The 12,485-nt window shown below is 64.2% G+C and carries 12 protein-coding genes; 9 read left to right on the forward strand and 3 right to left on the reverse strand.

The genetic code is table 11. From position 1 onward, the window contains the following. Window positions 1–58: 58 nt before the first annotated feature. From CH273_RS10920 to CH273_RS10945, 6 genes are all read left to right on the forward strand, one after another. Window positions 59–1,351 carry a competence/damage-inducible protein A gene (locus tag CH273_RS10920; protein ID WP_032394830.1) on the forward strand — a complete coding sequence of 431 codons (1,293 nt, stop codon included), beginning with the start codon at window positions 59–61 and terminating at the stop codon, window positions 1,349–1,351. 69 nt (window positions 1,352–1,420) lie between these two features. Continuing rightward, window positions 1,421–3,997: an AMP-binding protein gene (locus CH273_RS10925; RefSeq protein WP_032394908.1), complete on the forward strand. Its 2,577-nt coding sequence runs from the start codon at window positions 1,421–1,423 to the stop codon at window positions 3,995–3,997. Window positions 3,998–4,069: 72 nt separating this feature from the next. Continuing rightward, window positions 4,070–5,116 carry an NAD(P)-dependent alcohol dehydrogenase gene (locus tag CH273_RS10930; protein ID WP_032394831.1) on the forward strand — a complete coding sequence of 349 codons (1,047 nt, stop codon included), beginning with the start codon at window positions 4,070–4,072 and terminating at the stop codon, window positions 5,114–5,116. A gap of 88 nt (window positions 5,117–5,204) precedes the next feature. Then, window positions 5,205–6,077, forward strand: a complete 873-nt coding sequence (locus CH273_RS10935; RefSeq protein ID WP_032394832.1) for a helix-turn-helix domain-containing protein — start codon at window positions 5,205–5,207, stop codon at window positions 6,075–6,077. Window positions 6,078–6,129: 52 nt separating this feature from the next. Then, complete coding sequence (locus CH273_RS10940; RefSeq protein ID WP_032394833.1) at window positions 6,130–6,729, forward strand: sulfite oxidase-like oxidoreductase; 600 nt, start codon at window positions 6,130–6,132, stop codon at window positions 6,727–6,729. Between the two features lies 1 nt (window position 6,730). After that, the gene (locus CH273_RS10945) at window positions 6,731–7,483 is read left to right on the forward strand and encodes a ferredoxin reductase (RefSeq protein ID WP_032394834.1); all 753 of its coding nucleotides are present in this window, start codon (window positions 6,731–6,733) and stop codon (window positions 7,481–7,483) included. Window positions 7,484–7,494: 11 nt separating this feature from the next. On the opposite strand, the gene CH273_RS10950 is transcribed toward CH273_RS10945, so the two are convergent. Next, window positions 7,495–8,832 carry an alpha/beta hydrolase gene (locus CH273_RS10950; protein ID WP_143546203.1) on the reverse strand — a complete coding sequence of 446 codons (1,338 nt, stop codon included), beginning with the start codon at window positions 8,830–8,832 and terminating at the stop codon, window positions 7,495–7,497. A 73-nt stretch (window positions 8,833–8,905) separates the two neighbouring features. Then, complete coding sequence (locus CH273_RS10955; RefSeq protein ID WP_032394835.1) at window positions 8,906–9,394, reverse strand: nucleoside deaminase; 489 nt, start codon at window positions 9,392–9,394, stop codon at window positions 8,906–8,908. 109 nt (window positions 9,395–9,503) lie between these two features. Between CH273_RS10955 and CH273_RS10960 the strand changes: the two genes are divergently transcribed. Beyond that, window positions 9,504–10,079 (forward strand): GNAT family N-acetyltransferase, encoded by a 576-nt coding sequence (locus tag CH273_RS10960; protein WP_032394836.1) that lies wholly within the window; start codon window positions 9,504–9,506, stop codon window positions 10,077–10,079. A gap of 163 nt (window positions 10,080–10,242) precedes the next feature. After that, window positions 10,243–11,109 carry an alpha/beta fold hydrolase gene (locus tag CH273_RS10965; RefSeq protein ID WP_032394837.1) on the forward strand — a complete coding sequence of 289 codons (867 nt, stop codon included), beginning with the start codon at window positions 10,243–10,245 and terminating at the stop codon, window positions 11,107–11,109. Here CH273_RS10965 and CH273_RS10970 read toward each other — a convergent pair. Beyond that, window positions 11,096–11,512 (reverse strand): MerR family transcriptional regulator, encoded by a 417-nt coding sequence (locus tag CH273_RS10970; RefSeq protein ID WP_032394838.1) that lies wholly within the window; start codon window positions 11,510–11,512, stop codon window positions 11,096–11,098. The genes CH273_RS10965 and CH273_RS10970 overlap by 14 nt on opposite strands. A 128-nt stretch (window positions 11,513–11,640) precedes the next feature. Here CH273_RS10970 and CH273_RS10975 point away from each other — a divergent pair, with 128 nt between their 5' ends. Beyond that, window positions 11,641–12,366: an SDR family oxidoreductase gene (locus CH273_RS10975; protein WP_032394839.1), complete on the forward strand. Its 726-nt coding sequence runs from the start codon at window positions 11,641–11,643 to the stop codon at window positions 12,364–12,366. The last annotated feature ends 119 nt before the right edge of the window (window positions 12,367–12,485 follow it).

Genomic DNA, 12,485 nt, shown 5'->3' on the forward strand with positions numbered 1-12,485 from the left:
TTGGACCCGGGCCAACCGCAAAAGTCATCGCCCGCCCCCCAGTCAGTAAGGTCGAGGGATGACTGTGCGAGCAGGTGTGGTGGTCACGGGAACCGAAGTTCTGGCCGGTCGCGTCACAGACCGGAACGGCCCGTGGGTGGCTCAGCGTCTTCTGGAGATGGGGGTCGACGTCGCACACATCACCGTCTGCGGTGATCGGCCGGACGATCTGACGGCGCAGGTTCGATTCCTGGCCGATCAACGCGTCGACTTGATCGTCACCACCGGCGGTTTGGGTCCGACTGCCGATGACCTCACCGTCCCGACCGTCGCCGCGCTGTACGGTCGCGAATTGACACTGGACACCGAGCTCGAAGATCGCATCCACGCGATCGTGCAGCGGTGGCGAAGCCGAATGACTTCTGCAGCCGACTCCGAGCCGCTGCGCGCCGGTATCCGAAAGCAGGCGATGGTTCCTCGAGGCGCGCAGTCGATTTCACCGACCGGAACCGCACCCGGGGTAGCGATACCCGCCGACGACTCCAGGTCGCTACCCGCCGTCCTCATCCTGCCCGGCCCACCTCGCGAACTGCAGGCGATGTGGCCGGAGGCACTCGACAGCGCACCCGTCGCCGAGGTTCTCGCCCGCCGCACGCAAATGCGTCAGGACACCATTCGCGGCTATCGACTGTCCGAGGCCGACCTTGCCGCAACGCTGCGGACAGCCGAAAGCGAGATCACGGGATTCGGCGATCTCGAGATCACCACCTGTCTGAGCCTCGGCGAGCTCGAAATGGTGACCCGCTATACCGAGTCGGCGAGAACTGCCTACGCCGATCTCGAACGTCTCATCGAAAAAATCCATGGCACACAGGTCTTTTCGACCGATGGTTCCACGATCGACGACATCGTGGCACACCGTCTGTCCGGGCATCGCATCGCCACGGCAGAATCGTGCACCGGAGGGATGATCGCCGCACGTCTCACCGATCGCGCAGGATCGTCGGCGTACGTCATCGGCGCGGTGGTGTCCTACGCCAACGAGGCCAAGACCGGCCTGCTCGACGTCCCCGCAGAGGTCATCGAGCAACACGGAGCCGTGAGCGAGCCGGTGGCCGCGCTGATGGCCGAGGGAGCGCTGAACCGACTGAACGTCGACATCGCGGTATCGACCAGTGGCGTCGCAGGCCCGGGCGGGGGCACCGAGGCAAAACCGGTCGGCACCGTCTGTTTTGCCATCGCCTCCACCGGCCGGCCGACCGTCACCCGCACCCTTCATCTCCCCGGCGACCGGGCAAGTGTGCGTGCACTGTCCACCACCGCGGCAATGCACATGCTCGCCGACACGTTGGAGCCGGCGACCGACGCCTGAAGCTTGCTGCGCACTGCCGTCTAGTTAGGTTCGGCATTCCTTATATAGACTCCGTCGGTGCTCAGCGAGATGACCTACCTCGACCGCCCCGGCGTGCGCTTCGCGCTCGACCTCGGCCGCTTCGGTGACGACCCTGCTCTGATCACGACCGACGAGACGCTCACCTACCGTGACCTCGACGAACGCGTCGAGCATCGCGCATCGGAACTCGGAACGACGCGTCGTCTCGTGCTGATCGCCGGTTCCAACGACGTCGACGTGATCGTCACGTATCTGGCGGCGCTGCGGGCCGGGCATCCGGTGCTGATGGCTCCAGGCGAGAATCCCGCCCACTTCGACGGTCTGATCGACGCCTACCGGCCCGATGTGGTGGTGCGCACCCTCGACGGCCGCAGCGTCGTCGACAAGGACGACCGACGGCCCGCGCGCCACCTGCACCCCGACCTCGCGTTGCTTCTGAGCACGTCCGGCTCCACCGGTTCACCCAAACTCGTCCGACTCTCACACCGAAACGTGCAGTCCAACGCCGAGTCGATCGCCGAATATCTCGGCATCCGCGGCACCGACCGAGCAGTGACGACCCTGCCCATGCACTACTGCTACGGATTGTCGGTCGTGCACAGCCACCTCCTACGCGGTGCCGCGTTGATTCTGACCGATTCGTCCGTCACCGATCCCGACTTCTGGACCCTCGTGCGGACTCAGCGCGGAACGACGTTCGCGGGTGTGCCGTACACCTTCGATCTGCTCGACCGGATGGGGTTCGATCAGCTGGATCTGCCCGATCTGCGCTACATCACGCAGGCCGGCGGCAAGATGCCGCCGGACCGCGTCCGAAAATACGCAGAGCTCGGTCGACGTCGGGGATGGGACCTCTTCGTCATGTACGGGCAGACCGAGGCAACGGCCCGAATGGCCTATCTGCCATCCGATCTGGCCGTCACTCACCCACACACCATCGGCCGTCCGATTCCCGGGGGAGCCTTCCGACTGGAGACGGTCGACGACTGTCCCAGTGGGACAGGCGAACTCGTCTACTCGGGGCCGAACGTCATGCTCGGCTACGCCGAGAGTCCCGACGACCTTCGCCTCGGTGACACCCTCGCCGGCGAACTGCACACCGGCGATCTCGCGCGACTCACAGACGACGGATTCTACGAGGTGGTGGGCCGACGCAGTCGATTCGCGAAGGTCTTCGGCCTGCGTATCGACCTGCAGCGCGTCGAGTCCGCGCTCGCGCAACGTGGGTTCACGGCATGCTGCGCCGGTGGTATCGACGAGCTGGTCGTCGTCATGGAGGGCGGAGACATCGACGCCGTCCGCCGCACAGCCGCGCAAACCAGTGGCCTTCCCGCTGCAGCGGTTCGGGTGTGTCTCGTCGACCGAGTGCCGCGAACGCCCACCGGCAAACCCGATCTGCGAGCGGTGGCGGACATCGCTGCCCGGCAGGATCTCGTCACGTCGGACACCGTCCCACCTACCGCCGATGTGAAGGCTCTGTTCGCCGAGATCCTGCACTGCTCACAGGTGGAGGACGACAGTACGTTCGTGAGTTTGGGCGGTGACTCGCTGTCGTACGTCCGTATGTCCCTGCGGCTGGAGGCCATGCTCGGCCATCTGCCCGAAAACTGGCACACCACACCGGTTCGAGACTTCGATCGAGGTCCGCGCTCACGCCGCGGCTGGCACCGAGTGGAGACGAACGTTCTGCTGCGCGCCCTCGCGATCGTTGCGATCGTCGGCTCGCACATTCACCTGTTCGCGTTGCTCGGCGGGGCTCACGTGCTACTCGGCATAGCCGGCTACAACTTCGCCCGCTTTCACCTCGGGGCCGCAGACCGAAACGAGCGGACGCGACGTGTGCTCCGAAGCGTCGCCCGGATAGCCCTACCCAGCATGGTGTGGATCGGATTCGTCATCGCCCTCACCGGGGACTATCGGATCACCAGTGCATTTCTGCTCAATGGGATCCTCGGCCCCGACGGGTGGTCTGCGGAATGGCGGTACTGGTTCGTCGAGGCGATCGTGTACATCGTTCTCGCCGCTGCTGCGGCACTGTCCGTTCCGTTGCTCGACCGATTCGAGCGTGGTCACTCGTTCTGGTTCCCGATGGGCCTCGTGGGCCTCGGACTCGTCACCCGCTACGGGTTGATCGACATCGACGACAGCCCCAACCGGATCCTCACCGCATCGGTGGTCTTCTGGTTGTTCGCGTTGGGTTGGGCTGCGGCGCAGGCAAATACGATTCGGCAACGACTGTGGGTGACGGTAGCCATCGCGGCCACGGTTCCCGGGTTCTTCTTCGGAGACACGCAACGAGAAATCATCGTCACCATCGGCCTGTGCATGGTGGTATGGCTGTCGTCGGTTCCGTTCCCCGCGTTGCTGGGCCGGTTGGCAGGAGTTCTGGCGAGCGCCTCCCTCTTCATCTACCTCACCCATTTCCAGGTCTATCTGCCGCTGCGCGACGACCATCCCTGGCTGGCATTCGCCCTGTCGATCGTCGTCGGGATTCTGTACTGGCAGGCGGTCGAATTCGTATTCTCCCTCCGCCGTCGAATCGCGTCTCGGGTTCGACGATACGATCGGACCCCGCCGGTAGCACGAGGGCGGGCGCGTATTCTGACGTTCGACGACGAGGTCTGACGAGGGGTGCCTTTTCGGTACACCTCTCACCAGAGACTGTTTCGGCCCGGTCTGCCCATGTTGGATCGAGTCATGACAACTTCTGTAAAGGCATACGCCGCAACCGCAGCTGATCAGCCCCTGTCTCCTTCCACCATCGAGCGCCGCGATGTCGGACCGCACGACGTCCGGATCGACATCGAGTTCGCGGGAATCTGTCACTCCGACATACACACCGCACGAGGCGAGTGGGGCCCGGTGCCATACCCGCTGGTCGTCGGCCACGAAATCGCAGGAACAGTGGCCGAGGTCGGATCCGCCGTCACCAAGCACGCCGTCGGCGATCGAGTAGGAGTCGGCTGCATGGTCAACTCGTGTGGCGAATGCGCCCAGTGCGTCAAGGGACTCGAACAGTACTGCCTCGTCGGCAACATCCAGACCTACGGCGGCACCGACCGCGACGGCACGACCACCCAGGGCGGCTACTCCCAGCAGGTCGTCGTCACCGAACACTTCGTCGTCAAGATCCCCGACGGCATCGCGCTCGACGCCGCCGCACCCCTGCTGTGCGCCGGCATCACCACCTATTCACCCCTCCGCCACTGGGGTGCCGGCCCCGGCAAGAAGGTCGCTATCGTCGGCATGGGCGGACTGGGCCACATGGCCGTCAAGATCGCCCACGCCATGGGAGCCGAGGTGACCGTGCTGTCGCAGTCGCTGAAGAAGCAAGAGGACGGACTCCGACTGGGAGCGGACCACTATTACGCAACCAGCGACCCCGATACGTTCGAGAAACTCGCGTCCACATTCGATCTGATCATCAACACCGTCAGCGCTTCGATCGACCTGAACGCCCACTTGTCTTTGCTCGCCGTCGACGGCGCAATGGTCAACGTCGGTGCTCCTGCGGAACCGCTTCCGGTGCAGATCTTCTCGCTCATCCCCCACCGCAGGACTTTTGCCGGCTCGGCCATCGGTTCGATCGCCGAAACTCAGGAAATGCTCGACTTCTGCGCCGAGCATCATCTCGGTGCCGACATCGAAGTGATCTCTGCCGACAAGATCAACGACGCGTGGGAGCGGGTGCTCGCCTCCGACGTTCGCTACCGCTTCGTCATCGATACCTCGACCCTGGCCTGAAAAGCACAGGCCACGAAACGAACCTGGTCGGGAAGGGTGTATCAGCAGGGCATCGCTCGATCGGTCGGACAGTCTTACCCTTGAAGGCATGGACACCAAGGCCGAGGTGCGCGAGTTCCTCATGACGCGTCGAGCCAGGCTAACCCCGAATGCAGCCGGGATCACGGGCGGAGGCAACCGTCGCAGAGTCCCCGGACTACGACGAAGTGAAGTGGCAGCACTCGCAGGACTGTCCGTCGAGTACTACGCGCGCATCGAGCGCGGTGCCATCGGCGGTGCATCGGCGTCCGTACTCGACGCACTCTCTCGCGCACTACAACTCGACGACACCGAGCACACACACCTTCTCGACCTCGCACGAGCCGTCGACGGAGTCCCGACCTCCGGACGTCAACGACGCAAGACGGCGCGCCCTTCGGCCCAGCGAATCAGTCTGCAGTGGGCCCTCGACTCGATAACGGACGGGATCGCGTTCGTTCGCAACCAACGTCAAGATCTTCTGGCGTTCAACGAACTCGGGAAAGCGTTCTACGCCCCGGTGATCGGCGACGGCGGACGAACACCCAATCTCGCCCGATTCCAGTTCCTGGATCCGTCGTCCCGAGAGTTCTACCCCGACTGGGACACCTTCGCCGAGATGTCTGTCGCCATCATGCGAGCCGAAGCAGGCCGCGACCCGCACGACAAAGGACTTCAGGACCTCGTCGGCGAACTCTCCACCCGCGACGAGACATTCCGAAGATTGTGGGGTGCCCACAATGTCCGAACCCACGGGGCGGGCATGAAGCGCTTCAACCATCCGGTCGTAGGCGAAATCCACCTCGCCTACGAGGCACTTGCCATCACTGCGGATCCCGGATCCATCCTCATGGTCTACACCGCTGAACCAGGCTCGCCGAGTGCCGAGCGCCTGCGCCTCCTCGGATCATGGGCGGCGGAGCATACAAAAGCGCAGACGTAGTTCGGTGCTTCGACTTGTCAGACTCCCGACCACGAGCGCACAATTTGGCACCATGGCATTGATCTCGAAGGGCTTCGTGGGCCGACGACGCGGCGACGACGGGCGCACTCCCCCCGGTCAGTACCTGACCAAGGACTTTCCCGTCCTCGCGATCGGGCCCGCGCCGGTGGTCGCGACCGACACGTGGTCCTTCTCGATCGCCACCGAACGCGGCGACACTCGAAGCTGGACCTGGGACGAATTCGCGGCACTTCCGCACGAGAGCCCGACCGTCGACATCCACTGCGTCACCAAGTGGTCGAAGCTCGATACAACGTGGACGGGCGTGAGCCTCGACGTTCTGTTGGACGGACTCGACACCGATGCCGGGTACGTCGTGGTGCACGGCTTCGACGGCTACACCACCAACCTCCCCCTCGAAGACCTCAGGGATGGGAAGGCCTGGCTGGTCACCGAGTTCGACGGCGCTCCCCTGGCTCGCGAACACGGCGGTCCCGCACGGCTTCTCGTTCCGCATCTGTACTTCTGGAAATCCGCGAAATGGATCTCACGCATCGAGCTCACGTTGGAGAACGAGCAAGGCTTCTGGGAGCGTGGTGGATACCACGACTACGGAGATCCGTGGCGCGAGCAGCGATACCAGGGCGACTGACGTGACATCGGCAGCCGGGGCGAAACCCTGGCTCGTTGCCACGGTGGCGGCCGTGCGGCGTGAGACACCCACTGCGTCCACCCTCGTTCTCGACGTCGACGGATGGCCCGGCCACCTTGCCGGGCAGCATGTGGACGTCAAGCTCACCGCCGAGGACGGCTACAGCGCACAGCGAAGCTACTCCTTGGCGTCGGCACCCGACGGCACGTCGCGTATCGAGATCACGGTGCAGAACGTCGCGGACGGCGAGGTGTCGCCCTACCTGGTCGACGTCGTCGAAGCCGGTGATCGCATCGAAATCCGCGGTCCGGTGGGCCGATGGTTCGTCTGGCGGCCGTCCCAGCCCTCCGAGAGACCGTCCCCGCCGATCCTGTTGGTGGGTGGCGGTTCCGGCATCGTCCCGCTCCGCGCGATGGTCCGCGCGCAGGCGTCCGCAACGGGTGGACGGGTGCCGTTCCGGGTGCTGTATTCGGTGCGCGAGCCCGCGGAGGTCTACTTCGCGGACGAGTGGGCTCGCCCTCCGGCGGGCGTGGACATCACGATGATCCACACGCGACGTGCTCCTGCCGGCAACGCACGGCCGCTCGGCCGCATCACGATCGAAGACCTCGACGCCCACGGATGGCCGGCGGAGTTCGAACCACGCTGCTACATCTGCGGTCCCACGAGCTTCGTCGACACCGTGGCCGACATGCTGGTGGCGCGGGGCCACTCGGCAGCGAACATCCGAACGGAACGTTTCGGACCGAGCTGAAGGGCGATGAATCAGACGATGCCGCGGAGAAACTCGATCTTGAGGCGGCTGTAGTCGTCGGTCCACTGTGAATCAACCGACATGAACGAGTGGTCGAGTCTCGCCTGATTCTTGCTGTACAGGTTCAGGCGATTGGCGACGCCCATTCTGTCGAGCTGGGCGCTCAGTTCGGCTGCCTGGTCGGGAAAAGTCCCGGTGTTGCCGTCGGAGATGAAACTCGGTGGAAAGTCGGCGGTGACATTGTCGATGATGTTCGCCTGCGCAAGCAAAGCGGTGTCGGTGGTGTCGAGATAGCTTCGGGCGGCGATGTCGAAGAAGAAACCGTTCGACGGGCTCGGTGATTGCGGTGCGCCCGCTCTAGCGACATCGAGGGCTGCACTCTCGAACACGATCGCCTTCAGAGCGCTTCGGTCCATGGTGGGTTCGATACCCAGTGCTCGCGCGTACTCGGAGTTGGTCTGCACGGTGGCGTAATTGCCCACGATGTGACCACCCGCGCTGGTTCCGGCGAGCACGACGCGACTCATGTCGAGTCCGTAACGGTCGGCGTTCGTTTCCAGGAACTGCATGGCCTGGCCCAGTTGTATTGTCTGCGTGGGGAATAGGTAACTCGGTGCGAACGCGTAGTTCACCGACACCACGTTGTAGCCGGCGTCGAGCATGGGGCCGGCCCACGACGCACCGGCGGAATCTGCGCTAGGAGCACCGTCCGTTTTGTCGCCGACGATCCAGCCACCACCGTGAATCGTGATGTATGTGGGCCGGCTGACCGATGGATCGTCGTCGGCGATGTAGATGTCGAGGAACGAATTCGGAAGCGTCGAGCCGTATTCGACGTCGTTGGTGAGGCGCGCACCGTCGACCACTGTCGTCGCAGTCCGGGCGTCGGCCTCGAAGGAATTGCTCTGCCCCACTGCATGCAGGGATCGAATCAGCGGAGCCGGACTGGCCGCCGTGCCGACGACCACCGCCGAGACCAGCAATGCAACAGCTGCAGCGACGCCGACCGGGATTGCGGTGGCCACCCTCCGCGTGGAGGCCCTCGAACGGCCTGCCCATGCCGACGCGAGCATGAAGAAGCCGAGCACCGTGGCCGCGGTCAAGGTCGTGACCCACAGTGCGTGAAGGCCCGTCACCAACCATGCCGCCTGAGCGACCACGACGACACCGCCGAGCGCGGTTCCCAGCGCGGCGGGCTTACCGGCGCAGGACACGCGCACCAGAGCGATCGACACGACAGCCACGGCGATGACCCACAATCCCACCGCGAGCTGCTGCCGGATGAGGACGAACTCGAGCCACGCGAGTACGACGCCGACGCCGCCGGTGGCCGCGAGCGCAGTCGTCATCGCTCTCGAACGACGCGCTGATCCGCCCTCGATGCCGTCCGGCACAATCTTCCCCTCTTCGTTCGCGAGTGCGCTACCGAGCAGACGCGTGACGTTGCCTGTGCAGATCGCGAACGGTGTCGCCGAACTCGGCCACCGGACCGTCCACAACTATGCCCGGCACGATTTGTTCGATGGGCGACGCCGTGATTGCCAGTGGTGCAGCACCGAATTCTTCGAGCCACGTGAGCAATTGAGCCGTCGATGTGGCGTAGACGATGCGACCGAGTCCGACGATTCCATGGCTCGCAGCACACATCACGCAATGCTCACCGGAGGTGTAGACCGTCGAGGATCGACGCTGATCGGCGTCCAGGTTGGTCGCAGCCCACCGCGACAGTGCGATCTCGGGGTGCTGGGTGGGATCGTTCAGGTCGCCGACCCTGTTCCTGTCCTCGGCCAACACTTCACCACTGTCCGACACCAACAGCGAGCCGAACGGATCGTTGCCCGTTCGCACTGCGTCCGTTGCCAGATCCACGGCCCGGGCCAGGAATGCACGGTCGCTCGCGGAGATGTTCACACGGCACCGGTGCCGACGATCGAAGTTTTCACGCCCTCGACCGTACCGTCTCGAAACACACCGCCTGCTGGACCAGTAGTACAGCACCGCCGCTGGGTATGGTCGGCGGGTGAGCTTCTCGGTACGGCCTGCGACGTCGTTCGCGGACGTGCGTGCGATTCTCGGCCCGAAGAATCCGACCTCGTCGGTGTGTTGGTGCCTGAGTCACCGCATCGATTCCGCGACCAACAGGTCACTCGTCGGCCCGGAACGCGCCGCGTACGTCGAGAAGCTGACCCGTCGAAAAGTCGCGCCGGGCGTGCTGACCTACGACGGAGACGAGGTGGTCGGCTGGGCTGCGGTTGCGCCACGCTCGGAGTTACCGTTCGCGCGGTCCAACAACATTCCGCACGTCGACGATCTGCCGGTCTGGACGGCCTGGTGCTTCCGAGTCAAGGCCGGCCACCGCCGACGCGGCATCGCGCATGCGTTGTTGGACGGTGCGGTTCGGTTCGCAGCCGATCACGGTGCTCCCGCGATCGAGGGCTATCCGGTGGACAACAAGGGTGCGAAGGTCGACCTCACGATGGCCTACGTCGGCACCCGCGGGTTGTTCGAGTCGGCGGGCTTCGAGTTCGCAGCCGAGACGACGTCGGTATCCGGCGGTATCCCACGGGTGATCATGCGAAAAGAGCTGCGCCGCTGAGGTGATGCGTCCTACCCAGCGCCGACCCACATCGTCGCACCTTTCCGCGAGTGGTTCCGGCCGACCTGGCACCGCGGTACGGATGATCCAGCCATAATTCGACAAGCACAGTGGGTGTGAGATCCATGTCGCGTGCGATGGGCTTCCCATACTGTCTGCAGACATGACCATCGATCGAGTACCGGTATCCGGCGGGCACCTCGCCGTCGAAACACACACCGGCACCAGCGAGCCCATCCTCGTGGTGCACGGGGTCTCGAGCCAGCGCATGCTGTGGAGCTGGCTGCGCGCCGAGTCTCCGCACCTGACACTCGTCGCCCCGGACCTTCGCGGCAGAGGTGACAGCGTGGACGTCACCGGACCGTCGTCGTTGGCGCAGCACGCAGACGATCTCGACTCCGTCTTGGATACATTGGGGCTCGGCGCGGTGCACGTCTGCGGAATGTCGATGGGTGGATTCGTGGCGGTCGAGTTCGCGGTCCGCTACCCGTCAAGGGTGAAGAGTCTCGTCCTCGTCGACGGGGGCGTGCCGGTGGCTCCGCCCGCCGGCCTCACGCAGGAGAACGTTGCCGCGGTCTTCTCGGACAGGATCGCTCGAACTCAGCAGCACTGGAACGACATCGGCGATTACATCGAATTCCTGGTCTCGACGTCGTTGCCGCTACTCGACCCCGCCGATCCGCTCTTGCGAACGTACGCCGAACATGATCTGGTCGACGGATCGGTCCGGCTGTCGTCCGATGCGGTCGTCGCGGACGCCACGGACGTCTTCTTCGGTGCCTCGCGGTTCCGGGAACTGACGATGCCGATTCGATTCCTGCACGCGCAGTGGAGCGTTGGCGCCGATTCCGCGCCTATGTACTCGAGCCAGATCGTCGACGCGCTCGACCTGACGTCCATCACCGCGATGCCGGGACTCGATCACGCCGGGACGATCATGACTGCGTTCGGTGCGGCCGCAGTGGGAGAAACGATCGACGAAGCAATCGACGCGGGTGCGGATGGAGTCGGGCAGTTCATCGATGCATAGCAGATGCGTCGGCCTCGAACGGTGCCCATGGGGTGTCTCGAAGCGCAGGACAGTGTTCGGGTGTCGGGTTGTGTGCAATGTCGATCATCCGATCGAGGACGTCACGCGTGGCGGCCAGATCGGCCATGGCCGCGGTGATTCGGTCTCGTTCGATTCTCATGATCTCGAAGGCCTCGGGCGAGCTCTGGCCGCTGTCTATACACGGCAGTAGTTGCAGAATCTTCCGACTCGAAAGACCAGCGGAGAAAAGTTGCTGGAGTAACTTCACCCGCTCGACGGCAGACTCCGCATAGACGCGTTGTTCGCTGGAGGTACGTTCGGACGCCAGCAAGCCCTGCTCTTCGTAGTAGCGAAGAGCTCGCGTGCTCACTCCTGCCAGGTGTGCCACCTCGCCTATACGCATCCAGTATCTCCCTCGGAGCAACGTTCGATTTTCGGACTTGCCCTTGACGTTAACGTGAAGTTTTAGCCTTGTCGATATCGGACCGATCAGGACCGAAAGAACGAAACTCGCGAAGAAAGCAAGGTCCCATGGACTTCTCCGACCAGATCGCCCTCGTCACCGGAGCCAACCGCGGCATCGGCCGTCACTTCGTCCTCGAACTACTCGATCGAGGCGCGAAAAAAATCTACGCGACGGCTCGCAGACCCGAAACGCTCGACTTCGACGACAACCGGGTGGTGCCGTTGACGCTCGACCTACTCGACAGCGAATCGGTAAGAGCAGCGGCGTCGGCGGCGTCCGATGTCACATTGCTCGTCAACAATGCGGGCATCTCCACCGGCGCCGCGCTCGTCACCGGTGACCTCACCGAGGTTCGACGCGAGATGGACACACATTTCTGGGGCACACTGCACGTCGTTCGGGCATTCGCCCCGGTGCTCGCAGCACAGGGTGGCGGTTCGATCGTCAATATCTTGTCGGCTCTATCATGGTTCGCCACAACGGGATCCGGTGCCTACGCTGCCGCGAAGGCCGCCGAATGGAACATGACGAACGGAGTACGCCTGGAACTTGCACCGCAGGGAACATTCGTACAGGGCGTACTTCTCGGCGCTGCAGATACCGACATCGCCGCCGGATACGACGGACCGAAGATCGATCCCCGCACAGTGCCGCGTGCCGCCCTGGACGGTCTGGCGGCCGGCTCCATCGAAATCATCGTCGACGAATGGACCGCTATGGTGAAGTCCTCTCTCGCCGGCGATCCCGCAGCTTTCTATGCACAGATGGCCGAACTACTCGGAGCGAACTGACTTTCCATTCCAACTCCCGCCCGCCACCGAAAGGCGCTGGGCGGGGCCATACGGGTCCGATCCGAGAACTCCGGGGTGCACCGAACCGTTCGGTCGTGCAGAGGGATATGAGCGGCGAA

This window comes from Rhodococcus sp. 05-339-2, assembly GCF_002258965.1.
Classification (GTDB): Bacteria; Actinomycetota; Actinomycetes; order Mycobacteriales; family Mycobacteriaceae; genus Rhodococcoides.

Excerpts from the sequence above, each read along its gene's own strand:
- CH273_RS10950 (WP_143546203.1), bottom strand. The coding sequence starts at position 8,832 with ATGACGACTGCGCTCGCGGCCACCGGCGGCGTCGGCGTCGTACTCGCG.
- CH273_RS10920 (WP_032394830.1), top strand. The coding sequence starts at position 59 with ATGACTGTGCGAGCAGGTGTGGTGGTCACGGGAACCGAAGTTCTGGCC.
- CH273_RS10970 (WP_032394838.1), bottom strand. The coding sequence starts at position 11,512 with ATGCGTATAGGCGAGGTGGCACACCTGGCAGGAGTGAGCACGCGAGCT.
- CH273_RS10930 (WP_032394831.1), top strand. The coding sequence starts at position 4,070 with ATGACAACTTCTGTAAAGGCATACGCCGCAACCGCAGCTGATCAGCCC.
- CH273_RS10975 (WP_032394839.1), top strand. The coding sequence starts at position 11,641 with ATGGACTTCTCCGACCAGATCGCCCTCGTCACCGGAGCCAACCGCGGC.
- CH273_RS10935 (WP_032394832.1), top strand. The coding sequence starts at position 5,205 with ATGGACACCAAGGCCGAGGTGCGCGAGTTCCTCATGACGCGTCGAGCC.
- CH273_RS10940 (WP_032394833.1), top strand. The coding sequence starts at position 6,130 with ATGGCATTGATCTCGAAGGGCTTCGTGGGCCGACGACGCGGCGACGAC.
- CH273_RS10965 (WP_032394837.1), top strand. The coding sequence starts at position 10,243 with ATGACCATCGATCGAGTACCGGTATCCGGCGGGCACCTCGCCGTCGAA.
- CH273_RS10925 (WP_032394908.1), top strand. The coding sequence starts at position 1,421 with ATGACCTACCTCGACCGCCCCGGCGTGCGCTTCGCGCTCGACCTCGGC.